The following is a 24,153-nucleotide window of genomic DNA, read 5'->3' on the forward strand; positions in this document are numbered from 1 at the left end:
AAAACCATTAAGTTGAGGTAGCGATATGACATTTAAAATTATTGAAAAACCGTCACAACAGGTTGTGAGTATCCGAGTCGTTGGGCCTTATCACGAGACCATCCCGCAAGGCTTTGACCAGTTGTCATCACTTTATGGCCAGCATCAAATTCCTGGAAAAGATTGGCTAGCGCTTTACTGGGATAATCCGGAAACAAATCCTCCGGCGCAGTTGCGGGCTGATGTGTCACTCTCTGTTGCCGATGACTATACCTTGCCAGCTGAACTCAGTGGTCAGCTACAGTTGCAGGTGATCCCCGCAGGTTTATATGCGGTGTACCACACTCGAGTTACCGATGATGACTACGCCAAAGCTTGGGGGGAGTTATATCACCAGCATCTGCCACAAAGTGGCTATCGCCCAGCGGAGGGCGCATGTTATGAGGTTTACCTCAATGACGGCAGAACTGACGGCTATTTTGATATTGATATCTATCAATCCGTCGAGAAAGGACAATAACGTGTGGCAACAGCCGAGCTAACCTGTTCGGCTGTTTATGCTGTTCGGAATATCTGACGGAGCCAGTCACTGAAAATACGCACGCGTGGTGATAATTGCCGATTGTGCGGATAGAGGAAAGAGACTGGCATCGGAGGTGGCGTATATTCTGGCAATACCTCAATCAATGTTCCAGCGTATAAATCAGGTTCAACATGGTAACGCGGCACTTGTACTATCCCTAACCCCAGTCGAGCGGCAGCAACAAAACTTTCAGCACCACTGACGGATAAAACGGCGGGTAATTTTACTGCTTGAATGCTCGTTTTTTGACAATCAGGTGATAGGCGGGGCGGTGTAGGGCTGACAGCGAATTCTAACGGCATTAAGCCACCGCTGGCACTGGAACGAAATCCGACCATCCGATGCCCGGCTAACTCATGCGGTGTGCACGGGGTGCCATAGTGTTGCAAATAACGCGGCGCAGCACAGGTCACTTGTGGCAGAAGTGCCACACGGCGGGCCACCATATCACTGTCTTGTAATGTGCCGACGCGCAATACTCCGTCAATACCTTCGCGAATCAAATCGACGAGTCTATCACCCTCACTGATAAATAATTCGATGTCTGGGTATTGTGCAATAAAATCGGGTAATTGCGGCAATACGAAATGACGAGCCAAGGTACCCTGCACGTCGATTCGCAGTAAACCTCGTGGTTTGGCATCCGCGAACGCCATTTCAGCATCTTCGATGTCAGCAATAATCTGTAGGCAACGTTGATAGTATGCCTCTCCATCCAGTGTTGGGCTGACATGCCGGGTGGTGCGTTGTAATAGGCGCACATTCAGCCGTTTTTCAAGCTGCTTAATCGCATCCGTGACGGTAGAACGCGGCAAATTCAAATCTTGCGCTGTTTGGGTAAAGCTGCGCTGTTCCACGACTCTGATAAACACACGCATTGCATCAATTCTGTCCATACTATTGTTCGACTTTTTCGGATAGTGTGAACGAATAATAGGTGATTATCCGAATGACGAAAAGTGACATGCTGTATCTAGCGCTTTAAGTGGCCGAGTGTTTAATCATTCGCCACGAATCCAGACAGATAATGAAACTCACGCTCAGGAGAATATTATGACGAATTCCACTCAACAGGTCGCTATTGTTACAGGTGCATCAAGGGGAATTGGCGCGGCAATCGCTGAGCGCTTGGCGCAGGATGGCTATACGGTTGTTATCAATTATTCTCAGGCTGGTGATAAAGCCGAAGCATTGGTGCGTAAAATTGAACAAGCGGGAGGGCATGCAATGAGTGCGCAAGGTGATGTTAGTGATCCCGCTGCTGTGGCTCAATTATTTGCAACAGCAGAGGCTGCTTTTGGTGGTGTGGATGTTTTGGTCAATAACGCCGGCATTATGTCACTCAGTACCATTGCCGACAGTGATGATAAACATTTTGACCGCCAGATGGCAATTAATGTGAAAGGCAGCTTCAACGCAATGCGGGAAGCCGCGAAACGGTTGAGAAAGGGCGGCCGCATCGTCAATTTTTCCACGAGCGTCGTGGGGTTGAAGTTAGAAAAATATGCTGTTTATGCGGCGACCAAAGCCGCAGTGGAAACAATGACGGCAATCCTGGCAAAAGAGATGCGCGGCCGCAATATTACTGTTAATGCTGTGGCACCAGGGCCAACGGCTACGGATCTTTTCCTGCAGGGTAAACCCGCAGAACTGATTGAAAAAATGGCCCAAATGACCCCACTGGAAAGATTAGGCACCCCAGAAGACATTGCGGCGGCGGTATCATTTTTGGTCGGTAAAGATGGCGGTTGGATCAATGGGCAAGTGCTGCGCGCCAATGGCGGCCTGATTTAGCCCAGTTTCTAAGGAGTCCGGGCAAGGGCAGAGGTCAGGGTAAATGGCCCTGAAAGATAAGGAATAATAATTAATTGCGATTGTCATAAAAGCGTCATTCGCCTGTTTTAGTATCCGTTGTAACCAATCAATACAAATTGTATTACTGTTTTACAACAAGGAACTCTACTGATGCAGAACCGCGTATCCACTTTGTCCGGCATAGCCTTATCAACTCTGATATTAAGCAGCTCCCTGTTCGCCCACCATGCGGTGGCCGCGGCCACCGGTTTATACGATCGCAGCGCCCACGGTGATATCACCCAATTTGGTGGCGCTCGCCGTTTGACTGCAGATCAAACCCAAGCTCTTCGCAACTCACTGTCCAACAAAACGGCAAAAAATGTCATTCTGCTGATCGGCGATGGGATGGGGGACTCAGAGATTACGTCTGCTCGTAACTATGCGATGGGAGCCGGTGGTTTCTTTAAAGGGATTGATGCATTGCCGTTAACAGGGCAATACACGCACTATTCATTAGATAAAAAAACGCAGAAACCCAATTATGTGACTGATTCAGCGGCATCGGCTACCGCCTGGTCATCAGGGGTGAAAACCTATAATGGGGCACTCGGCGTGGATGTGTTGGGTAAAGACCACGCCACACTGTTGGAGCTGGCTAAAAAAGCGGGTAAAGCCACCGGCAATGTTTCAACCGCTGAATTGCAAGATGCAACGCCTGCCGCACAATTCGCCCATGTTACGGGGCGCAAGTGCTACGGCCCGGAAGAAACCAGCGAGAAGTGCAGCACCAATGCATTGGAGAATGGCGGCCGGGGCTCTATCACCGAACAAATGATTGAAGGGCGCGCTGATGTGACCTTGGGCGGCGGTTCGAAATCATTCAGCCAACTGGCTAAAGCAGGTGAATGGAAAGACCAATCGTTGCGTGACCAGGCACTGGCTCGGGGTTATGTGATTGTCGAAAACCTTGATGACCTGAATGCAACCAAACAGGCTAACCAACAAAAACCGCTGTTAGGGCTATTCAGCCCAGGTAACATGCCGGTTCGTTGGCAGGGGCCGAAAGCCTCTTATCACGGCAATGTGGACAAACCACCGGTAGTTTGTGAAAGCAATGCTGAGCGAACTAAAGATATTCCAACCTTGGCGGTCATGACTGAAAAGGCTATTGACCTCCTGAAAACCAATAAAAATGGTTTCTTCTTGCAAGTTGAAGGAGCCTCTATTGATAAACAAGATCACGCCGCCAATCCTTGTGGCCAGTTTGGCGAGACCGTTGACTTAGACGAAGCGGTGCAAAAAGCATTGGAATTTGCCCGTGCGGATGGCAATACACTGGTCATCGTGACTGCGGATCATGCGCATTCCAGCCAAATAATTGAAGCGGATGCCAAAGCGCCGGGGTTAACCCAAGCATTGACCACCAAAGATGGCGCGGTGATGGCTATTAGCTACGGCAATTCTGAAGATGACTCTCAAGGGCATACCGGTACGCAATTACGTATCGCGGCTTATGGCCCACATGCAGCAAATGTTGTTGGTCTAACTGACCAAACTGACCTGTTCTTTACCCTGCGTGATGCCATGGCCATTAAATAAATCCCCTCTGTCTTATCGAATGTCCCGGTGCAGTAATGACCGGGATTTTTCATTTCTGCTATTTGTTCATCTGCAAATATTCTCGATTTATATCATGAATGCTTACCAATTGTTATAATAATAACATTTTAGTGATTGCACTTAAGGCTTAAAACCTCTATTTCGCATTTTCATTGGTGCGATCATTGTCACATACATAACATTCTCGCCCTGATAATGTTATTGAAATAACATTGAAAAATAAAAATAGCATAGAGGGATGGACAATGGATATTGCAGTCATTGGCTCGAACATGGTTGACTTGATTACCTATATTGATGAAATGCCGCAAGTGGGGGAAACCTTAGAAGCACCTGATTTTGAAATCGGATGCGGTGGTAAAGGCGCTAACCAGGCGGTCGCGGCTGCTCGATTAGGGGCCAATGTGATGATGATTACCCGCGTAGGTGACGATCTTTTTGCAGAAAATACGATAAGAAACCTACAACAAGCGGGGGTTGATACTCAGTATGTTAAAGCGGTTGTCGGGGCCTCCAGTGGTGTAGCACCGATTTTTGTCGATAAATCGTCACAAAATCGCATTCTGATTATTAAAGGGGCCAACAATCATCTATTACCAGCAGATGTCGCCGCGGCGGCTGATGCTTTAAAACATTGCCAACTGATTATCCTACAACTTGAAATCCCACTGGAAACTGTCTACGCCGCAATTGATTTTGCCCGACAAAACAATATCAAAGTTATTTTAAATCCCGCACCCGCTGCCAAAGCATTAGATATTGGTTACGCCTGCCAATGTGAATTTTTTATGCCGAACGAAACGGAATTGGCTATTTTGACCGGGATGCCGGTGGACAGCCTGGATAATATCTATCGGGCAGGGCGCAGTTTATTAGATAAAGGCCTGCATAATTTAATTATTACATTAGGACACCGTGGTTCGTTATGGATGCACGGCGAAGAAATACATCATGTGCCGCCAGTGAGTGTCCATGCCATTGATACCAGTGGGGCAGGCGATGCTTTCATCGGGTGCTTCGCTCATGAGTATGTCCAGCATGGAAATATATTAAAAGCCATGGAAATGGCCTCTGCTTTTGCTGCATACAGTGTCACCGGCAAAGGAACGCAACGTTCTTACCCTGACGCGTCGCAATTTATTGATTTTTTAAAAACCCTACACCAAGGAAAATAAAATGCGCCTTAATACCGTTCAACTGCCCGATGGCTATTTAAATAAAACACCCTTATTTCAGTTTATTTTGCTTTCCTGCTTATTCCCACTTTGGGGATGCGCAGCCAGTCTGAATGATATTTTAATTACTCAATTTAAGAGTGTTTTTGCATTGAGTGATTTTGCCAGTGCACTGGTACAAAGCGCCTTTTATGGTGGCTATTTCCTGATAGCTATCCCGGCCTCATTAGTGATTAAAAAAAGTAGTTATAAAGTTGCTATATTAATCGGGTTAACACTTTATATTGTCGGCTGTACCTTGTTCTATCCGGCATCACATATGGCTACCTACACCATGTTTCTGGCGGCTATTTTTGCCATTGCCATTGGTCTAAGTTTCCTTGAAACTGCGGCGAACACCTACAGTTCCATGATTGGTCATAAAGACTATGCCACATTACGGCTTAATATCAGCCAGACGTTTTATCCCATCGGTGCATTAATGGGAATTGTATTAGGGAAATATCTGGTATTTCAGGAAGGGGACAGTTTAGAGAATCAGATGGCATCCATGACGCCAGAACAGGTTCATGAATTCCGTCTTAGTATGCTAGAACACACCTTAGAACCTTATAAATACCTTATTTTCGTGTTATTACTGGTGATGCTGCTCTTTATTATAACTCGCTACCCACATTGTAAACCGCAAGATGATAGCAATAAGAAAGTGGCGCAACCCTCATTAAAAGAAACACTGAAATACCTGGCAGGAAATAGCCGTTTTAAAAAAGGAATTGTGGCTCAGTTCCTTTATGTCGGTATGCAAGTCGCGGTATGGTCATTTACTATTCGCTTGGCATTGAACTTGGGAGCATCCAATGAGCGAGACGCTTCAAACTTTATGATCTATAGCTTTATTTGCTTCTTTATTGGTAAGTTTGTGGCCAATTTCTTGATGACCCGCTTTAAAGCAGAGAAAGTATTAATTGCTTATTCTATCTTAGGGGCATTAACCCTGCTCTATGTGGTATGTGTTCCTAACTTTACCGCAGTTTATGCAGCGGTATTTGTCAGCGTTTTATTCGGGCCTTGCTGGGCGACTATTTATGCCGGCACACTGGATACTGTGGACAATAAATATACTGAAGTCGCTGGGGCTATTATTGTTATGTCAATCGTTGGTGCCGCCGTCGTGCCAGCATTGCAAGGCTTTGTCTCTGACCACTTAGGTTCAATGCAACATGCCTTCATGGTGTCATTATTGTGCTTCGTCTATGTTGGTTTCTATTTTTGGGGTGAACTGCGCAATAAACAGCGGGTCAATGCGGCAACATTGGCAAATAATGAATCCTAACGAAACGGGGAGTAACCATAAATGACTGCCAAAATAGCGCTGTTCCGTGAACAATTCAGTCGTCATGAACAGGAAATTTATCACAGCGATAATTTTACTGTCACCAGTTTTAAATATGCTTCAGGTATTGAAGCATTAAAAATGACTAACTCCCGCGGTTATATCACTGTCTTGCCTTATTATGGTCAGATGATTTGGGATGCAGAATTTGATGGTCATAATTTGAAGATGGATAACATGTTTTCTCAGCCTAAACGCGGAGAAAATATTGTTGATACCTACGGTTGTTTTGCTTTCCATTCAGGTTTGCTGCGTAACGGTTGCCCATCACCTGAAGATGACCATGTATTGCATGGTGAAATGCCTTGCGCCGAAATAGATCAGGCCTGGTTACTTATTGAGGGTGAACAGCTAGCACTGACGGGCAGTGTGGAATATGTGAAAGGGTTTGGTGACCATTATTGTGCTCAGCCATTAGTCAGACTAACGGCAGGCAGTGCGCAATTCGATATTGAAATGAAGGTCACAAATTTAGCCAGCACTGCCATGCCTCTGCAATATATGTGTCATATGAATTACGCTTATATTCCCGGGGCCACTTTCCGTCAAAACTTGCCGGGTTCAGCTCTAAAATTACGTGAGACAGTACCTGCGCATGTTCATCCAACGCCGCAATGGTTGCAGTATAACCAGCAATTACGCGAGCGTCCGGCGGGGCTAACAGATTTAAATGAACCGGAGTTTTATGATCCTGAGATAGTTTTCTTTGCAGATGATCTGTCGCAATATGTTGATAAAGCAGAGTTCTTTATGTTGTCGCCGGCTGGGCATCGCTTTGTGACGCGGTTTTCAACTGAGCAGTTTAATTATGGTACTCGCTGGATACTTTATAATGGTGATCAGAAAGTGGCTGCATTTATTTTACCAGCCACCTGTCGCCCTGAAGGATATTTAGCTGCAAAAGAAAAGGGCACATTACTGATGTTACCGGCAGGAGAAAGTCGCCATTTTAGTGTTACCACCGGGGTAGTCTAATCAGTTGTTTGCTTTATTATCGCGGGCAAGGATGCCCGCACTTTAGCAATTAAATTAGCAACTAAATACGGCCATAAAACGTCATTCGAGCCGTTTCAGATAATGAGATATCAGGCTGCGCATTATAAGCCAGTACCACCAGCATCCGGGTGATATCACCTTGTGTTGGCGTGACTCGGTGAATGGCATTCCTGCCACGAAATAGCACCAAATCCCCCGGTTCAATACCTAACGTTTTAGGCGTAATTTGCTGGTCTAATAGTTTTTCTACCTCGGTATAATTCATCTCTCCGTTATCGGCATCCCTCATCTCTTCAATGTATTCAAAAACGCCACCCGCCAAGGGTTTCTGTACCAATAAGGTGATGGCAAATGACGAGTTATCAAAATGCCAGCCTAACTCTTGGCCCTGACTGGCATAGTGCAAATTGATGGAAGACAAGGTGTCAGCATATGGATAGAGCTTTTTTTCACCTAAAACAGCACACAGAAAATCTTGAAAATCGGTGGCGTTATACAGTGTCCGCAGTATCGAATGCGGCGGGATATCTTCATCGGTAATACAGCCTTTTGATGAAGTGACCAACCGATTCCGAGGATGGTCAACAGCAAATTGCGTATCCGTTTTGGCCAGATATACATTGTGCTGATTGGCGGCATAGTAAGCCAGATGTTGATGATCTAACCCCTCGCGCTTAATACTGTTCAGTGCCGGCGGCAAGATGAAATCAGATAAAACCAACGCCCCGTATGTTGCTAAGGTACTCTTGCTTTGTGCAATAAATGTCGCATCGTTGATAGGATTGGTGGCCATGTTAATTATTTCAGCGAGTTTCTGCATATTTCCCCACAATCATGCTAAATGTTACTTGGTTTCCACATTCAACTGTATAGGATAATTTGTAGCTGAAATAACAATAAAACGTTACTGATAGGTTAAGTTTGGCTATCGATATCACCATCATGCGCCATGGGAAAGAGGTCGGATAATGAATAATCTCGCCACAGTTCGCTTGCCAAAATTAACCGCTATATTAGCCTTTGAAACCGCCGCAAATACTGGCAGCCTGGCCAGTGCAGCGATACGTTTGTCATTAACTCCAGCGGCGGTAAGCCAACAAATTCGCCAACTAGAACAGCATTTAGGCATTCAACTCTTTGCTCGTTCCAAGACAGGTGTTGAACTGACTCCGCAAGGCAGTGCTTATTTGGCTTATGTACAACAAGCCTTTGAAACATTGCGTATGGCGCAGCAAGGTATTGCGCGGGATAAAGGCGACTTATCCCTGAATATATTCGCATTGCCGGCGTTGGCCAGCCGCTGGCTTAATCCCCATCTCAACCAGTGGTTATTACACTACCCAGATGTCGATATCCATATTCACGCCACACATTCCGCGGTAGATTTCAATCGTTGCGCCGCCGATTTTTATCTGGCTTTTGGTCATGAGCATTACCCGCAACAAGAGCAAGAGATTTTATTTCAAGATTGGGTTTTTCCTGTTGCCAGCCCCAAATTATTAACAGCTCCTTGGTTGGAGAGTCAGCACCAGATTGATTATCCGATGATCCATGTCGATTGGGGTAAAGAAGGGCAGTTTTTACCGGATTGGCATGAATGGCTTTTGTCAGCACAATGGGGCGCGAGTGTGCCTAACCGGGGGCCAATTTATAATCTAACGTCAATGGCAATTGACTCAGCAATAGCAGGCAATGGCATTTTACTGGGGCAACAACATTTGATTAAGAAAGAAATAGCCGAAGGAAGTTTAATTCCATTATCTGAGCACAAATTGCCGGTGACTAAACCTTATTATTTAATTTATCCCAAACGCACACTGGACAAACCAAAGGCGAGGGAGTTTATCCAGTGGTTGCATAGTCTTTGCTAGCTGAATGCATAATGAACTGGCATAATTGATTTACTGAGTGTTTTAGTACGCCATTCTGCCGAATGGGCCGTTATTAAAATAAAATTCTGACTTATTATTTAACCTATAAATTGGACTTAAGTGCAATTTATAGGTTTCGTCTGTGGTTTTTACTGTGTTTTATTTGTGTGAGAAGTCCTGTTAAGAAGCATTATTTATTAAAAATTGCCATTAAAGGCAGAATAAAAATTATTATTTTAAGATAGGGGCATATAAACCATCGTGGCTAAGAGAAAATCTACTGGTACCGGCTGGGTTATCCTACTGATTGTGGTTTTAGGGCTCATTAGTGGTATCCCAAGAGAAGTGTGGATTGCACTGAGTGCGGCTATCTTATGCCTGTATTTTGTCTGGCAAAACCTTAAGGGCACCAAAAGGCATCTGGGCACGGCGATGAATACTGATATGCAAAAAGCCTCGGCGGTGCCTGACCTGGGGGATTACCAAGTTGCGCCGTCTCAGTTGGAATTAGAACCCGCGACGGTACCTGATGAATTGGTGAAAGAATCCCCGGTCAATGAAGCCAAAAAATCTAAAGTAAAACAACCAGATGTATCACGTGGGTCGCTAGCTCGTGCCTCTTGGCTTCGTCCTGGTGAATTGGCGGTGGTCGCCGGTATAAACTTACCTGATGGTATGGTTTACATTGGTAATAAATATAAAAGCAATCGTACCGGTGCCGAGCCCGCATTTATTAATCCCTCCATGGATGTGGCATCCGAAGAAATAGATATCTCATTACCCCTGATTGAATATGCGCCGGATTACTCAACTTGCTCACCGGAGGCGAGGCGGGCATATTTGCAGTGGTTATCGGAAGGCCGCAAGTCGCCAACCGCAGATATTGGTTATGTTTTCTTATTTTTCTATGGTTTAGAGCATCGAGTGCTCATTGATGCCGCGATAGATCCTATCGCTAAAAAAGAACTCCATATTATTGAATCTGAAATTAATCGCCTGCTAAATATTTACGGAAGAAATAACGCATTCAATCATTATGCGCAGAATCTATTGGTTTATATCACTAGAGTGAATATAGATGAGAAACTCTATCTTTCTGCGCCACCTGAAATCCGCGAGGCCTCAACTGAACTGCCGCTGGCGCTCTTGGTTGGATTGGGGCAATTAGCGCTTGACCAGAAACCCTTACCGGCAGCTTGGGCACTGGCTTGGGGAGAGGCAGACCCGGCTATCAACCAAAATATCTCAATGGCACATTGTGCTGATATTTTTTCCACCTTGTTCTGCCAACGCTATCAACAACAATATGGCGATGGATTTTTATTACCGGTTAATAAAACCAAACTACAAATATTCTATCGCCCAGCCTCTGCGGGCTTAATGGGACAAGAGTTTTTCCAACAAATTGCGGATCTGCCAAATGTCGCGGTGTGTAAAGCGCATCGAGATAAACTGCGAGCAATATTTGCCGCATGTCAGCAGGATCTTGATATTTATAACCGTTTTGCCAGTGTTAATCCGAAGAAAAAAATGTCGCTCGAAGGCCAGTTATTAATGCCGATGGCATTGTGGTCTGCGGCATTAACCACCGAATTAGCAAATATCAAGGCCAGAGTAGGCTATGGTTTATTGATGGTCACTTTGGGCGAGCTTTTTGTGCAACTCGGCGCGGCCTGTGGTACTAAGCCATTAGAGCGTTTATCGCGCAGCCATGTGATGGCATTGACCTATGCATTAGCCGCTTTGCAAGTGGGTATTGAGCCTGATGTCAGAGCCGATAATCGCACTCCCGTTTTGCAAGATACAGTGGCACTTTTTCCTATCGAATCGCTGGTTGCTGAGTCAGCAACCTTTGATACTTACCGCGTCACGATGCTAACGGTCGAACTGGCTTGTGCGGCGGTCATGTTTGATGGGCGTATTGGTGAGCCTGAATCTATAATATTGACCAGGCATATTGATGCATGGGGTTTTCTTAGCCCCGGCCAACGTATGCGCTTAAAAGCTTATTTGCAGCCGGGCATACGAAAAAACAATACATTATTGGCCCTGAAGAATAATTTGGAGCCGCTCTCGCTAGAACATCGCCGTGTTATTGCGCGCTTCCTGGCGCACCTGATTCAAGTCGAAGGGACAATCACACCACCAGAAGTGAAGTTTCTCGAGCGTGTATACCAACGTTTTGCACTGGACAGTAAATGGGTTTATACCGACCTTGATAGCCGAGCAACCCCCATGACATTGAGTTTACCGTCAGCGGCGGTTGAGGCGGTGACTGATGCCGACCGCGTCAATTTGCTGAAAAAGGAAAGTCAGGAGCTGGCCAAATTACTGGAGGGCCTGTTTGTTACTGATACAGTTAAAGCTGACAGTGCGCCAGAGCTGAACCCGCAATCGATGGCAGCAATCACCGCTGATTTGCCTGAAACAACGGTTACCTTCTTGAAATTATTGATGTCACGGGATGCATGGGAACGCGAAAAATTGCAGGATATCGCCGCTGATATGGAGATAAAGCTTGATGACACGTTGATTGAGATTAACCGAAAAGTATTAGCCGCGTTTGATAACCCGCTTATCACCGGTGACAGTGATTTGGTGATAAACCGCGAAATATCCACCGCACTATTAATGGTGTAACGGCAATTAATGGTGTAACGGCGATTAATAGTGTAACGGCCATGAAAAAGTAGCTTGGCTTGAGCTGAGTCACAATTATCGCTACCATAACGCGCCTAATAATGTCTAAGAGATGAGCGTAATGAAATACCAATGGATACTGTTCGATGCAGATGAAACTCTATTTCACTTTGATGCTTATCAAGGGCTAAAGCTGATGTTTTCGCGCTTTAATGTGGATTTCTCTGTACAAGATTTCGACCATTATCAGTTGGTTAATAAACCGCTCTGGGTGGATTATCAAGACGGTAAAATATCGGCAGCCGAATTACAAAATACGCGCTTTGCCATGTGGGCTGAAAAGCTGGGTGTGACAGCGCCGCGCCTCAACAGTGAGTTTTTGATAGCCATGGCCGATATTTGTTCACTATTACCCGGGGCGCGCGAATTAGTGGATGCCCTCAGTGGCAAAGTGAACATGGGCATCATTACCAATGGTTTCACTGAGTTACAAACTATTCGCTTGGAACGTACTGGGTTGAGAAATGTTTTTTCTCCTCTAATTATTTCAGAGCAAGTCGGGGCGGCTAAACCTGATGTTGCTATTTTTGAGCATGCCTTCCATTTAATGAATAACCCTGCAAAAGAAGATATTCTGATGGTGGGCGATAACCTTCATTCGGATATTCAGGGCGGTATTAATGCTGGCATTGATACTTGCTGGCTTAATACCAGCGGCGCTATCGCCGATGATAATATTGCGCCACGTTATCAGGTCAGTTCACTGGCAGAGTTACAACAATTACTGCTGGCGTAATGCCGTGCTATTTAATGAAATAAGGGGGCGTTAGCGATATATTGTCGATAATGCCCCTTATTCTTGCAGTCATCCTTTATTTATTGCCATAGAGCAGCCAGCATTCATCATCCCTGATGGGGCATTAATGATGGTGTACCTACCACTGCGGGTTTATTGCTTTGTAGGGCTTGCTCATCCTGATGAATACTTCCGCTATTGGCAGCCCAAACACCTTCTTGTGTTTTAGTGACCGCTTGATGCTGAGCATTCAAGTCTTGCCCAACGGCGGCGATATGAGTGGTTTCAGTTGCGCCGCTGTTATCAGCCCAGGGTATTTGGGGATCGGCCGCGCGAGCCATATTAGTGCTCGCTAATGTCATGATGGCTATGGCGAATGCATATTTGATTTGAGTGTTCATAATATACCTGCTTATTGGGGTCGCAAATACGTTGTCTGCCATGCGGCAGAACCCTCTCACTCAGGCGAATAATTGTCGGGGGAGATACTGCTCAGCTTATGCCCGTGTCATGCATCAGATTTAGCAATGGATGCGGTATGTTGCATTTTTGTATATTAAAATGTAATTAATATTGCCATTAAGTAATTTAATGTGTGCCACAGCAATGTCAATTAAAACATGGGCAAACTGAAGAGAACTTTGCCCGACACTGCCATTTATTCGCCGCAGTGTCGGCCGGTAATAACTGTGGCATTAGCGCTGATTGGCGACTAAATCCTCAACCCTATCAAAAATAGGCATTTCAGCGTCAAAGCGACAAACCTGAAGCACATCCTCGAGCTTTTCAAGCTGGCTTATCATTTGCTGTAAACGTTGGTCATCTAAGACTTGCAACCAGATTCGGCTTTCTTCGCCGCCAGCCAGCGGCATACATAATATCCCATCAACGTTAAATGCGCGGCGGGCGAATAAACCGCAAATATGGGACATCACCCCCGGGTGGTTGCGCACGGTTAGCTGCAGTGTGACGCGCGCAGCCGTGGCTGGTTGTGGCGCTATGTGTGGGTTAGTCATATTACTCACCTCCAATCATATCAATATTTGCCGCACCCGGTGGCACCATGGGGTACACTTTTTCATCCACATCGATCAGGGCATGGATCAAGACCGGGCCAGGGCGGTTTAATGCCTCATGCAATGCGCTATAAGGATCATCGGCAGCATTGAGATCACAAGTCGAGAAGCCAAAGCCTTCAGCGATATGAATAAAATTAGTGCGATAAGGGTAATCCGCGGCAAAGATCCTTTTGCCGAAGAACAATTCCTGTTGTTGATGAACTAAGCCTAATGATTGGTTATTCATCAAAATAATCTTAACGTTAAGTTGCTCTTCTGCTGCGGTGGCCATCTCTTGAATATTCATCATCAAGCTGCCGTCGCCTGAAAAACACACCACTTTAGCTTGTGGTTTGGCCAGCGCAGCACCAATGGCCGCGGGCAGGCCAAACCCCATGGTGCCTAGTCCGCCAGAGGTTAACCACTGGCGCGGGCGATGCAGAGGATAGGCTTGTGCGACCCACATCTGATGCTGGCCGACATCGGTGGTAATGATAGTGTCGTCATCCAGTGCCGCCGCGGCTGCTCGAATCAAGCCATAGTGGCACAATGGATTGGCACTGTTGGGTTGATTGAACGGAAATTCGCGCTGCATCTCACTGACCACGCGCCGCCACTCACGGCGCGCTTGTGTGTCAATCAAGGGCAGCAAATGGGTTAATGCCTGCTTGATATCCGCATTTATCGCCAGATGCGGGCGGCGAATCTTCCCCAATTCTGCCGGGTCAATATCAATATGAATAATACTGGCATCAGGGCAGAACTGTTCGGCTTTTCCGATAGCCCGATCATCAAATCGCGCCCCCAGTACAATCAATAAATCGGCTTGTTGCATAATGAAATTGGTTGAACGCGCGGCATGCATCCCCAACATTCCCAATGATAATGGGTGGTCAACCGGCATCGTGCCTAATGCCATTAATGTCATGGTGGTGGGTAAGTCGGCTTGTTCCGCCAGTTGTATGGCCTGCTGATGGGCCTCGGAGCTGATGATACCGCCGCCCAAATAGAGCACCGGGCGCACAGCGCTGTTGATCATCGCGGCGGCTTGTGCCATCGCCAGCGGATCAATGGGGCAGGGGTTATCAGCGAAACCGGGCTCTGGCAGGGCATCAAGCTCGATTTCCGCGGTTTGCACATCTTTAGGAATATCAACCCATACTGGGCCTGGGCGTCCAGACTGCGCGATACGGAATGCGGCCGGGATAACTCGCGTCAGTTCGCTAATATCCCGCACCAAATAATTGTGTTTGGTGATGGGAATCGACATGCCGTAAGTATCGACTTCCTGAAACGCGTCGGTACCAATCATTGAAGATGATACTTGGCCGGTAATACAAACCAGTGGGATGGAGTCGAGTTTGGCATCCGCAATCGCGGTCACCAGATTGGTTGCCCCCGGGCCACTGGAGGCTAGACAGACAGCGGTTTGCCCAGAGGCTCGCGCCATTCCCTGAGCCATAAAACCAGCACCTTGCTCATGGCGCGCCAACACATGGCGAATAATGCGGCTTTGTCCCAGAGCATCATACAGCGGTAGTGCGGCTCCACCAGGAATGCCCGCAACAGTGGTGATGCCTTGCTGTTCCAGCAAACGAACGATTAATTGGGCGCCTGTATAACGCATGGTTATATCCTTCATCAGGGCCGGCAGCTAACAGAGTGGGGCTAAAAAGAAACCCCGCTCGGCTGGCGCCGGCGGGGTTTGGGAATCTTGCTGGATTCGGTACCCGTTACGGCGCGCTGCCGACCACCACCACGCGCACGACGACTACCGCGTCAACATGCGCGGTGTTTAGTAGAGCGAAATTGGCAGAGGAATAGTTCACGAGGTATCTCATCAATAAGTGTAATAAGCATTAAAAGATAACCACGATTTGTAAAAAGGCACAAGCATGCTGAATGAGAAGAGTGCAAAAATCCAAGATTGATCACAAAGTGACTCGAAGCGGTCTGATTAAGTGTTTTGTTTAATTATTTGATAAATATGAAATTAATTGATTTTCTGACTCTGCTCGACCTGATATTTGGGGGCAAAAAAAGTGAGCCAACTTAAGTGCTATTCTCTGCTAATTCCCACAAATAAGATTTTGTTTATGCCTTGTTTAAATTTTAAACATTAAGGTAACAACTCTTAGCTTGAATGGAAATATCTGATAAGACGCAGAAGGGACTTATGCATAAATCGTTATCTTTGGTTTTACTTGCTGTTTTAGCGGGCTGCAGTGCGCAAAACAGCGCCCATCAACCCGCCAATATTGACAGTTATACGGCTAATCGAATCAATGACATCATAGAGAATCAAGTTAAAACATCGGATAATCGCAATCCCGGCGAGGTCATTAATAAAGTCTCGGCTGAGTTTTTGGCAACCCCCTATAAAGCCGACATGCTGATTGGGTCACCGACAAAACCCGAAGAATTAGTGATAGATTTCCGTGGGCTGGATTGTTTTACTTATCTTGATTATGTTAATTCATTGCGCAAGGCAAAAAAGAAGACAGACTTTGTGCAACAGCTGATAATTACCCGCTATATTAATAGCGATATTAGTTACAAAAATCGCAAACATTTCTTCACTGATTGGTCACACCAACCACCATTAAATGCGCAAGATATTACGGCAAAAATAAGCTCTCATACCGTGACCGTAACCAAGTTCTTGAATCAAAAAAAGGATGGTGGTGAGTTTATTCCAACATTAGGAATAGTTAAACGGGATATTGCTTATATCCCCGCACAGTTCATTAATGAAGCCGTTATTAGCCAATTAAAAACCGGCGATTACATTGGTATTTATACAAAAATTGATGGCTTGGATGTCACTCATACCGGTATTTTTATTATGACTGCTGATGGGCCAATGTTGCGTAATGCCTCTTCGTTGCAAAAGAATATGAAAGTTGTTGATTCACCTTTTATCCAATATATCAAAGATAAGCCGGGGATTATTGTACTGCGAGCGTTATAGCGTTGATATATTAAATCATGCATTCATCAGTACACAGTAATCACTAACAACCCGTGGTCGGGAATATCCACTGGCAACCGGATATTCCAGACCTGAGCAGTTTAGCCCCTCTCAAATCATCCCTTCTGCATTGTTTCATCTTCTGCTGTGTATTCATTTAATTATTCAGTATGATTTCACATTTATTAATAGATCTAAATTAATTAAGAGAGCCACGGTGTGAATATTGCACCCTTGCCTGAATTTAGGTGATTAATAAACAATATTATTAATATTTTCAATTTAAATCAATGTGTTGCGTTGATACTGGGAATGAGCATTAATTAGGGTAGATAACTAAAAATGGAGAGTACCTATCTTAACTGTATATATTTTGCTAGTTAAGAGTTAATTAAAACTGTTTTATTTTATTTTTTCCAGACATGAAGTAATAATTCCGCCTCTTAAAAATCGAAGAGTGGAAGTTTAGTTATGTATAAAAGGAAAAAAGATATTATTAAGGATGGCGGTAATTTAAAAACAAAAATTGCTCCAATTATGTGTTTAGCATTTTCAGTACTCTCTACTTCACCTCATGCTGCGGCTGAAGATGGCACTATTACTTTTACGGGAGCAGTCTCTGCTGTTACTTGTGAAATAACTGGCGGAACAGAAGAAGGGGGGGCCGGGACTAATGATTTTACCGTTCCTCTTAAAACTGTCAGTACTTCTGCATTATCAAGTATTGGTCAACGTGCGCAAGCAACTAAATTTTATATCGCATTAAGTGGAGCACAATGTACTGATGGTGCAACAGCAAATGTAAGTTTTGAAAGAGCCAGAGGCACAATTGACGATAGCACTGGCAATTTGAAAAACTCCGCTACAGGCGCTGCTGCTAATGTGCAAATTAGTATTCTAAATAAAGATGCTACGCCTTTAAATTTAGCGGAACCAAATGATAAACATCAAGAGCAAACTATTTCAGGTAACAGTGCTCGATTTGATTATTGGGCAGAATATGTAGCCACAGGTGTGGTGACTGCAGGTAATGTAGAGTCGAGTCTTATTTATTCTATAGTTTATAACTAATTTTGGGGGGCTTGCTCTTTAAGAGCCTGTCCCCGATGATTATTTTTGCAATGGTTTTAAGGTGTGGAAAATGAGGTTATTAAAAATACTTCTAATAGGCTTTTTTGCGTGTGGTGGATATTCGGCCTATGCCTCTATTCAAATTATGGCAACACGCATAATTTTTGATGAAAAAAGCAAAGAACAAGTTATTAGAGTCAATAATATTGGGGAACTCCCCTCTTTAGTCCAGGTATGGTTAGAATCCGATAGGGATTCCATGGACTTTAGTGATGTTGAAAAAGAAGATTTACCTTTTGTGATTAGCCCACCAGTTTCGCGAATAAATGCGGGGAAGGGAAAGTCGTTTAGAGTTTTTAAAACAGAAGAAGCAAAAGGAAAGTTTCCCCGTGACAGAGAGACATTGCTCTGGGTAAATGTGCTTGATATACCACCAGAGGTGGAAAACGATAATTCAAAAAATAAGCTAAATCTTGCGTTTCGTACACGCTTAAAGTTTTTATATCGTCCGATCGGCCTATCTTCAGACCCCAGAGTTGCAGCAGAAAGTGTTAGTTGGGTGGCAAAAAGGACAGGTAAGGCGATTAATATCAAAGGTGAGAATAAGTCACCGTATCACATATCAATCGGTAAATTTGTAGTAACTGATGGCAGCAAGAAAATTGATTTAGCGGGAGGAATGATCCTTCCATATTCGAACTATGAATTCAATTTTAAGGTTGCAGAACTTAGTAATCAACCGGTTAAGCTATTTTATAGTTATATTACTGATTTAGGTGCATTTGTAGAAAAGGAAATAATATTGGAATAATAAATTAAATATAAAATAACAATACAGGCGCTATGATTATAATGAAACCTTTCATTTTTAGTATTACTCTATGTTTTTTTCCACTACAGTCATTTTCTGCGGTAAAACATAATGTTATTCCTCAGGGACAGGTTAAATTTAAGTCTGGCTTTATGAGGTTTTATGAGCATGGAATTAATTTAGAGGATTTTGATGGAGAAGATACAGTAAAAGCTGGAAAGTATTATGTAGAAATCAACTTAAACTCCAAAAATATTGAAAGTTCAAATGTAAACTTTATTGAAACAGATAAAGAACCAGGTATTCAACCATGTTTCACACCGAAAGATATACTGGCTTTTGGTGTCAGACAGAACATGCTCCCGCCGGAGTGGCAAAACAAAGATTGCATCTTAATTAACGATATTATCCCAGAGGCAACAATAAATTTTGACGATGACGAACAGAAGTTATATCTAACGATACCGCAGGCCTACGTGGAGAGTATGCCGAATGGATATATTAGACCAGAGTTATGGGACGAGGGGGTTCCAGCATTAACCTTAGCTTATAGTTTGAATGCATCTAATTATAAAAACTCATCTGAATACAGTAACCAGAAAAAAAACAAACAATTTTATTATGGCAGCTTGAATACATCAGCAAAGCTAGGGTCATGGCGACTCTTTACTAATGGCACGGCAAATAGTAGTAGCGATGAGAGTGTAAAGTGGAATAATCAATCTGCTTATATACAGCGATCTCTAGCGGCCAGTCAGTCACAATTAATTCTTGGCGATGTGAATACCAATGGTGTTATGTTTAATACAACGCCACTTCGTGGGGCCAGTGTATATACTGATGATCGCATGCTGCCGCATTCTATGCGGGGATATGCACCTGTTATCCGAGGGGTCGCCGACAGTAATGCCTTGGTCACCATCCGACAAAATGGCAATGTTATCCATGAAACAAATGTTCCTCCTGGCGAGTTTATTATAAATGATTTAAATACAGCTGGTTATGGTGGGAATATTGAAGTCACTATCAGAGAGGCAAACGGGAATATAAGAGTACAAGTTGTGCCTTATTCTAGTATCCCTCAACTTTTACGTGAAGGATACTCAAAATATACCGCCACATTAGGTGAAGTAAGAACCTCAAATCTTAGTGACCCCCCAATGTTATTTGAGGGGAGCTATCAATATGGATTTAACAATTACATCACTGGCTATGGTGGTGTACAAAAAACTATATCAAATGATTATTTTGCATTACTTGGTGGGGTGGCATTTAATACGCCAGTCGGTGCGCTGAGTTTTGATGCGACACGCTCTTCAACTTTAGTTAAAGCAGATGATGAATCGCAGTGTCACTCTACATTTTGCAATATGAGTTTTAAAGTAAGCCTGGCGAAGGTCGTTGAACCAACAAAAACAAATTTTAGCTTAATGGCCTATCGCTACTCAAGTAGTAATTATTTTACATTAATGGATGCACTAAATACGGTTGAAGCCCAAAAGAGTGGCAACGGTATTCGTCCTGAAAATTATCGCGAAGTACTTGAGGCAAATATAAATCAAAATCTATCCCCTGGTTGGGGAAGCCTCTTTTTAACAACCTATTATGGTCGATACTGGAATAAAGATGTTGATGAGAAAAATACGTTAAACTACCAAGTTGGTTATGCAAACTCGCTAGGAACAGTCAACTATAGCTTAGGTTTTAATCGGTTAAATAATCGCTATGGTAATAGTGATAATACCTTACGTTTATCACTCAGCATTCCATTAGATACCGCATCAAGTTATCGTAATAGGCCAAGATTAACGTCGACAATAAGTCATAATGATCGTGAGTCCCGCTTAAAAACAGCGATTAGTGGCACAGTTGGCGAACATCAAGAATATAGCTATGGGACCTGGGTTGATGGAACAAGCAATAGTGATCGCAATTTTGGTGTTAACGGTGGATATACTGGCAACACATCATTAATAAACCTTGGTTATAGCCAAGGTAGATCAAACTCTATGGCTTCAGTAAATTTAAGCAGTGGCGTTGTCGTGCATGCGGGCGGTGTGAATCTATCGCACTCGATTAGCGATACCCTAGGTATTATTGAAGCCAAAGGTGCAACGGGAGCCAGTGTTTATCCTTATACAAATGCACGGGTTGCTAAAAATGGATATGCTATTTTACCGTATTTGTCACCATTTCAATACAATGATATCTCACTTAATGTAAAAGATATGCCAACTAATATAGAGATTGAAGAGGATAGAATTAAAATAGTACCAACAGCAGGTGCTTCTATATTGGTGAAATTTGATACTAAAAATGTTAATAACCAAATTCTTAAGATTAAGAGTGAAGCAGGAAACTATATTCCCTTTGGGGCCAACGCCTATAATGCTGCTGGTGATTCACTAGGTGTGGTTGGTCAAGGTGGGAATATCATTCTCTCGAATGAAGAATCGCAGAGTATTTCTATTGTTTGGAATAGTAAAGAAGGTACACAGAAATGTTTTATCAATTATATACCTGAATCCTATTCTGAAGATGAAAATATAAAGATCGTCAACACTATTTGTCGTAATGAAATTATCTAACCTAATTGAGGTGAGTATTAGATGTTAATTATTAGGATGTTAGCCATTGTTATTTTATCGTTAGGTTGGATAAGTTCGGGGGCAATAGCGGCAACTTGTTCGGGGAATATAGCAACGGCCTCTATGCTGCCATTGGTTCTTAACCCAGCAGAGAATGGGGGGATAGGTACAGTTCTTGGCACACAGCTTATTTCCGTCAATGCATTAAATTATACCTGTGGGTCAAATATAAAGACCCGACTAACGTCTACTTATACACGTGGTAACTCTTTATCAGCTCTGCCTGATGTATATAATACTGAAATTGGTGGGGTAGGAATCAGAATAAAATGGCCCGTTAGCCGTGCCACTGCCTATTTACCAACTATTCAAGATTGTCAGTCGCCTTGCACCATAAATAAAGATGATTTATTAATCGAATTTGTTCAAACCGGAAAAGTCATTGCAGGCGATATCCCTCTGGGTGAAATTGCAGAGGTTGTTCTTACGGCAGCTGAAGAAACAAGCAATAGTGTAAAATTATTATCTGTAGTGTTAGTAGCCAATACTTCAGTTGTTGTACGATCCTGCATGATCGCAAATTCAAATTTAAATATTGATTTGGGTAGTTACCCTCTTTCTGATTTCAATACCGGTAATAAACATGGAAATAAAATCCCTTTTTCAATTTCAGTATATTGTCCACAAGAGTCCTCCGTGAAAATAGCCTTTACTACTGTTGAACAACAACCTGTAGGTTCATCTAGAGGGGTTATTCAAAATACTATTCCCGTAGAGAGCGGTGGTGCCAAAGGAATAGGGACAAGGATGTTAACTGAGAATGGAGTTATTCCTCAACAGGTAGATGGTACAGTGTCATCAAAAATTTTAGTTAATGCAGATGAACATAAAGATCTGAAGTATTCCGCTCAAATATACATAGTGGATACAGATAGAAAAAATATCACATCAGGCAATATTTCTGGCCAAGTTTATTTTAATCTAACGATAGAGTAATATCATGTTTGGTATAGTCAGAATGGTTATCATTAATAGGATGTATTTGACAGGCTGCATTGTCGCGCCATTTGCATTTATATGTGCACACGTTAATGCTCAAATACAGCCACCGCAACTAAATACTCAGGCATCAAACGCATCCAGAGAATTAGATAGACTGGAGCGAAGTCGCACACGCTCAATGATTCAAGATGAAAAACGTCGAGAGAGTGAAATAAGACGTCAGAATAATATTCTCAATGAGCAGCACGAGAATAATCTTTTGAAGTCAAAACATATGTTTTTTATTCATCACATCAGTATTGAAAACGATGATATCTATGCCCATTCACCACAAAGGCAGAAGATTATCATGCAATTCTTAAATACTGAGATGGGGCAAAAGGAGATAATGGAATTGGTTAAAGATTTGACCAATTTCTATGTTGGCAAGGGTTATGCGACAACTCTGGTAACAGTTCAACCGGGCAGTTTACGCGAGGGAGTGCTTAAATTAGAGGTATTATGGGGGAAGATTGCCGGGTTTAGTGTTGATGGGAATCCACCCACATTCTTTGAAAAGACCAGGCTGTTTAGTGCCATTCCTTTTGCCCAAGGGAATAAGCTTAAAATGTCAGATATTGACCAAGGTTTGGATAACTTACTTCGAGTTTCAAGAACTGATAAATTACAAATTGTTCCAGCGGATGACTTTGGCTACTCAACGTTAGACCTTCATAATTCAACTTATTCTCCTATTTCGTTCTCGGTAGGGATGAATAACTCAGGCCGTGAAGATGATGGTTGGCATCAATACAATTCGACTTTGACAGTAAATAATTTTTCCGGATTTAATGATTCTTTGTCTGTCTATTATGCTTACAATGATTTGCATGCCAAAACTGATACTCAAAATTCTTGGTCTGTAAATTACAGTTTGCCACTTGGCTATTGGTTGCTAGATGCATCCTTATATCGTTCTGAATATGAAAAGGTGATTGGTGGATACTTTGGTGGCTATCACAGCGAAGGGACTTCCCAGCGAGCTTCTACTAAGCTAAGCCGAGTCATTTTTCGAGACTCAGTGGGGAAGTTTAGTGCTTATACAAAAGTAGAAGGCCGCGATAACACCAATAAAATAGAAGATATAAAAATAGGAGTTAGTAGTAAAAAATACAGCAGCATTGCCTTTGGGGTAACTCGAGTTGGTACACTTGGGGGAGGCGGTTTATTTTGGGATTTGAGCTCGACAGCGGGCGTTCCCTGGTTTGGTGCAGCATGGAAAAATGAACCTGACTTAAAGGGGTTTGATCTAAACTACATAAAATATAATGGCATCGTTAGCTGGTCTAAGGCATTGGCCCAATATGGTCCAGTGAGTTTAACATATGAACTTAATTCAGGATTTCAATTTACAAAAGATATATTAGTGAGTGATGGTAAACAATCAATTGGCGATGAATATACGGTCCGCGGCTACAAAGAGAGTTCAGTATCGGGACATAACGGTGGCTACATTTCCAATACAGTTCAACTGCCCATTGCTATCAATAAATTGGGGATATGGCAGCTGTCGCCTTTTGCTGGCTATGATCTTGGTTTTATTAAAAACAACTGTACTGATGATATGGGCTCATGCCCCGCAGAGTATTTAACTGGAGCTGCTCTTGGTCTTAAGGCTGTAGGTAACCATTTCTCCACTTCATTAACATTAGGTTATCCCCTAACCAAACCATCAATATTAAGGAATTCTGATATTGACTCTAGAACACTAAGCTACAGGTTTGATTTGCGATTCTAAATAAATAATAAATTCTATCTTAATA

Annotated in this window: 21 protein-coding genes; 15 read left to right on the forward strand and 6 right to left on the reverse strand. The window is 43.5% G+C overall.

The annotated features are described in order from the left end of the window. The first annotated feature begins 25 nt into the window (after positions 1 to 25). Positions 26 to 499, forward strand: a complete 474-nt coding sequence (sbmC, locus tag D5F51_RS08495; protein ID WP_129196139.1) for a DNA gyrase inhibitor SbmC — start codon at positions 26 to 28, stop codon at positions 497 to 499. A gap of 35 nt (positions 500 to 534) precedes the next feature. Here the strand turns inward: sbmC and D5F51_RS08500 are convergent, their stop codons facing one another. Continuing rightward, on the reverse strand, positions 535 to 1,458 hold the full coding sequence (locus tag D5F51_RS08500; protein ID WP_129196140.1) for a LysR family transcriptional regulator: 924 nt from the start codon (positions 1,456 to 1,458) through the stop codon (positions 535 to 537). Positions 1,459 to 1,615: 157 nt separating this feature from the next. Between D5F51_RS08500 and D5F51_RS08505 the strand changes: the two genes are divergently transcribed. The 5 genes from D5F51_RS08505 (at position 1,616) to D5F51_RS08525 (ending at position 7,522) form a co-directional block, all read left to right on the forward strand. Further along, a complete protein-coding gene (locus D5F51_RS08505; RefSeq protein ID WP_129196141.1) occupies positions 1,616 to 2,356 on the forward strand; it encodes an SDR family oxidoreductase in 741 nt (246 codons plus the stop codon). A 171-nt stretch (positions 2,357 to 2,527) separates the two neighbouring features. Continuing rightward, positions 2,528 to 3,958, forward strand: coding sequence for an alkaline phosphatase (phoA, locus tag D5F51_RS08510; protein WP_129196142.1), 1,431 nt, complete (start codon positions 2,528 to 2,530; stop codon positions 3,956 to 3,958). A gap of 266 nt (positions 3,959 to 4,224) precedes the next feature. Beyond that, a complete protein-coding gene (gene rbsK / locus D5F51_RS08515) occupies positions 4,225 to 5,154 on the forward strand; it encodes a ribokinase (protein ID WP_129196143.1) in 930 nt (309 codons plus the stop codon). Between the two features lies 1 nt (position 5,155). Then, positions 5,156 to 6,487, forward strand: coding sequence for an L-fucose:H+ symporter permease (fucP, locus tag D5F51_RS08520; RefSeq protein WP_129196144.1), 1,332 nt, complete (start codon positions 5,156 to 5,158; stop codon positions 6,485 to 6,487). A 21-nt stretch (positions 6,488 to 6,508) separates the two neighbouring features. Further along, positions 6,509 to 7,522, forward strand: a complete 1,014-nt coding sequence (locus tag D5F51_RS08525) for an aldose 1-epimerase family protein (protein ID WP_129196145.1) — start codon at positions 6,509 to 6,511, stop codon at positions 7,520 to 7,522. A gap of 61 nt (positions 7,523 to 7,583) precedes the next feature. Here D5F51_RS08525 and D5F51_RS08530 read toward each other — a convergent pair whose 3' ends face one another. Next, positions 7,584 to 8,363 (reverse strand): HalD/BesD family halogenase, encoded by a 780-nt coding sequence (locus tag D5F51_RS08530; protein WP_129196146.1) that lies wholly within the window; start codon positions 8,361 to 8,363, stop codon positions 7,584 to 7,586. Positions 8,364 to 8,511: 148 nt separating this feature from the next. Here D5F51_RS08530 and D5F51_RS08535 point away from each other — a divergent pair, with 148 nt between their 5' ends. The 3 genes from D5F51_RS08535 to yjjG all read left to right on the forward strand — a co-directional run bounded on the left by D5F51_RS08535 (position 8,512) and on the right by yjjG (position 12,850). Beyond that, a complete protein-coding gene (locus D5F51_RS08535; RefSeq protein ID WP_129196147.1) occupies positions 8,512 to 9,414 on the forward strand; it encodes a LysR substrate-binding domain-containing protein in 903 nt (300 codons plus the stop codon). Positions 9,415 to 9,675: 261 nt separating this feature from the next. Beyond that, the gene (locus tag D5F51_RS08540; RefSeq protein WP_129196149.1) at positions 9,676 to 12,054 is read left to right on the forward strand and encodes a tellurite resistance TerB family protein; all 2,379 of its coding nucleotides are present in this window, start codon (positions 9,676 to 9,678) and stop codon (positions 12,052 to 12,054) included. Between the two features lie 121 nt (positions 12,055 to 12,175). Beyond that, complete coding sequence (gene yjjG / locus D5F51_RS08545) at positions 12,176 to 12,850, forward strand: pyrimidine 5'-nucleotidase (protein ID WP_129196151.1); 675 nt, start codon at positions 12,176 to 12,178, stop codon at positions 12,848 to 12,850. Positions 12,851 to 12,957: 107 nt separating this feature from the next. On the opposite strand, the gene D5F51_RS08550 is transcribed toward yjjG, so the two are convergent. The 4 genes from D5F51_RS08550 to ivbL all read right to left on the reverse strand — a co-directional run bounded on the left by D5F51_RS08550 (position 12,958) and on the right by ivbL (position 15,749). Continuing rightward, positions 12,958 to 13,212 carry a hypothetical protein gene (locus D5F51_RS08550; RefSeq protein WP_167480539.1) on the reverse strand — a complete coding sequence of 85 codons (255 nt, stop codon included), beginning with the start codon at positions 13,210 to 13,212 and terminating at the stop codon, positions 12,958 to 12,960. A gap of 333 nt (positions 13,213 to 13,545) precedes the next feature. Continuing rightward, on the reverse strand, positions 13,546 to 13,866 hold the full coding sequence (gene ilvN / locus D5F51_RS08555; RefSeq protein ID WP_087769621.1) for an acetolactate synthase small subunit: 321 nt from the start codon (positions 13,864 to 13,866) through the stop codon (positions 13,546 to 13,548). A 1-nt stretch (position 13,867) separates the two neighbouring features. Continuing rightward, positions 13,868 to 15,535 (reverse strand): acetolactate synthase large subunit, encoded by a 1,668-nt coding sequence (gene ilvB, locus D5F51_RS08560; RefSeq protein ID WP_162301712.1) that lies wholly within the window; start codon positions 15,533 to 15,535, stop codon positions 13,868 to 13,870. Positions 15,536 to 15,641: 106 nt separating this feature from the next. Beyond that, the gene (ivbL, locus tag D5F51_RS22915; RefSeq protein WP_129196155.1) at positions 15,642 to 15,749 is read right to left on the reverse strand and encodes an ilvB operon leader peptide IvbL; all 108 of its coding nucleotides are present in this window, start codon (positions 15,747 to 15,749) and stop codon (positions 15,642 to 15,644) included. 335 nt (positions 15,750 to 16,084) lie between these two features. Between ivbL and D5F51_RS08570 the strand changes: the two genes are divergently transcribed. The 6 genes from D5F51_RS08570 (at position 16,085) to D5F51_RS08595 (ending at position 24,128) form a co-directional block, all read left to right on the forward strand. Continuing rightward, positions 16,085 to 16,879: a DUF1460 domain-containing protein gene (locus D5F51_RS08570; RefSeq protein WP_129196157.1), complete on the forward strand. Its 795-nt coding sequence runs from the start codon at positions 16,085 to 16,087 to the stop codon at positions 16,877 to 16,879. Between the two features lie 537 nt (positions 16,880 to 17,416). Next, on the forward strand, positions 17,417 to 17,950 hold the full coding sequence (locus D5F51_RS08575) for a fimbrial protein (protein WP_425471892.1): 534 nt from the start codon (positions 17,417 to 17,419) through the stop codon (positions 17,948 to 17,950). Between the two features lie 70 nt (positions 17,951 to 18,020). Continuing rightward, positions 18,021 to 18,761: a fimbrial biogenesis chaperone gene (locus D5F51_RS08580; protein ID WP_129196161.1), complete on the forward strand. Its 741-nt coding sequence runs from the start codon at positions 18,021 to 18,023 to the stop codon at positions 18,759 to 18,761. A gap of 41 nt (positions 18,762 to 18,802) precedes the next feature. Next, on the forward strand, positions 18,803 to 21,349 hold the full coding sequence (locus tag D5F51_RS08585) for a fimbria/pilus outer membrane usher protein (RefSeq protein ID WP_162301713.1): 2,547 nt from the start codon (positions 18,803 to 18,805) through the stop codon (positions 21,347 to 21,349). Between the two features lie 21 nt (positions 21,350 to 21,370). Then, the gene (locus D5F51_RS08590) at positions 21,371 to 22,345 is read left to right on the forward strand and encodes a fimbrial protein (protein WP_129196165.1); all 975 of its coding nucleotides are present in this window, start codon (positions 21,371 to 21,373) and stop codon (positions 22,343 to 22,345) included. Between the two features lie 4 nt (positions 22,346 to 22,349). Next, positions 22,350 to 24,128 (forward strand): ShlB/FhaC/HecB family hemolysin secretion/activation protein, encoded by a 1,779-nt coding sequence (locus tag D5F51_RS08595; protein ID WP_129196167.1) that lies wholly within the window; start codon positions 22,350 to 22,352, stop codon positions 24,126 to 24,128. Positions 24,129 to 24,153 lie beyond the last annotated feature (25 nt).

The sequence above is a fragment of the Yersinia hibernica genome (genome assembly GCF_004124235.1).
GTDB lineage: Bacteria > Pseudomonadota > Gammaproteobacteria > Enterobacterales > Enterobacteriaceae > Yersinia > Yersinia hibernica.

Coding starts and splice junctions, on each gene's coding strand:
- sbmC (WP_129196139.1), top strand. CDS start 26: ATGACATTTAAAATTATTGAAAAACCGTCACAACAGGTTGTGAGTATC.
- phoA (WP_129196142.1), top strand. CDS start 2,528: ATGCAGAACCGCGTATCCACTTTGTCCGGCATAGCCTTATCAACTCTG.
- ivbL (WP_129196155.1), bottom strand. CDS start 15,749: ATGAGATACCTCGTGAACTATTCCTCTGCCAATTTCGCTCTACTAAAC.
- ilvN (WP_087769621.1), bottom strand. CDS start 13,866: ATGACTAACCCACACATAGCGCCACAACCAGCCACGGCTGCGCGCGTC.
- D5F51_RS08525 (WP_129196145.1), top strand. CDS start 6,509: ATGACTGCCAAAATAGCGCTGTTCCGTGAACAATTCAGTCGTCATGAA.
- rbsK (WP_129196143.1), top strand. CDS start 4,225: ATGGATATTGCAGTCATTGGCTCGAACATGGTTGACTTGATTACCTAT.
- D5F51_RS08595 (WP_129196167.1), top strand. CDS start 22,350: ATGTTTGGTATAGTCAGAATGGTTATCATTAATAGGATGTATTTGACA.
- D5F51_RS08590 (WP_129196165.1), top strand. CDS start 21,371: ATGTTAATTATTAGGATGTTAGCCATTGTTATTTTATCGTTAGGTTGG.
- D5F51_RS08500 (WP_129196140.1), bottom strand. CDS start 1,458: ATGGACAGAATTGATGCAATGCGTGTGTTTATCAGAGTCGTGGAACAG.
- ilvB (WP_162301712.1), bottom strand. CDS start 15,535: ATGCGTTATACAGGCGCCCAATTAATCGTTCGTTTGCTGGAACAGCAA.
- D5F51_RS08575 (WP_425471892.1), top strand. CDS start 17,417: ATGTGTTTAGCATTTTCAGTACTCTCTACTTCACCTCATGCTGCGGCT.
- D5F51_RS08580 (WP_129196161.1), top strand. CDS start 18,021: ATGAGGTTATTAAAAATACTTCTAATAGGCTTTTTTGCGTGTGGTGGA.
- D5F51_RS08585 (WP_162301713.1), top strand. CDS start 18,803: ATGAAACCTTTCATTTTTAGTATTACTCTATGTTTTTTTCCACTACAG.
- D5F51_RS08530 (WP_129196146.1), bottom strand. CDS start 8,363: ATGCAGAAACTCGCTGAAATAATTAACATGGCCACCAATCCTATCAAC.
- yjjG (WP_129196151.1), top strand. CDS start 12,176: ATGAAATACCAATGGATACTGTTCGATGCAGATGAAACTCTATTTCAC.
- D5F51_RS08505 (WP_129196141.1), top strand. CDS start 1,616: ATGACGAATTCCACTCAACAGGTCGCTATTGTTACAGGTGCATCAAGG.
- D5F51_RS08550 (WP_167480539.1), bottom strand. CDS start 13,212: ATGACATTAGCGAGCACTAATATGGCTCGCGCGGCCGATCCCCAAATA.
- fucP (WP_129196144.1), top strand. CDS start 5,156: ATGCGCCTTAATACCGTTCAACTGCCCGATGGCTATTTAAATAAAACA.
- D5F51_RS08570 (WP_129196157.1), top strand. CDS start 16,085: ATGCATAAATCGTTATCTTTGGTTTTACTTGCTGTTTTAGCGGGCTGC.
- D5F51_RS08535 (WP_129196147.1), top strand. CDS start 8,512: ATGAATAATCTCGCCACAGTTCGCTTGCCAAAATTAACCGCTATATTA.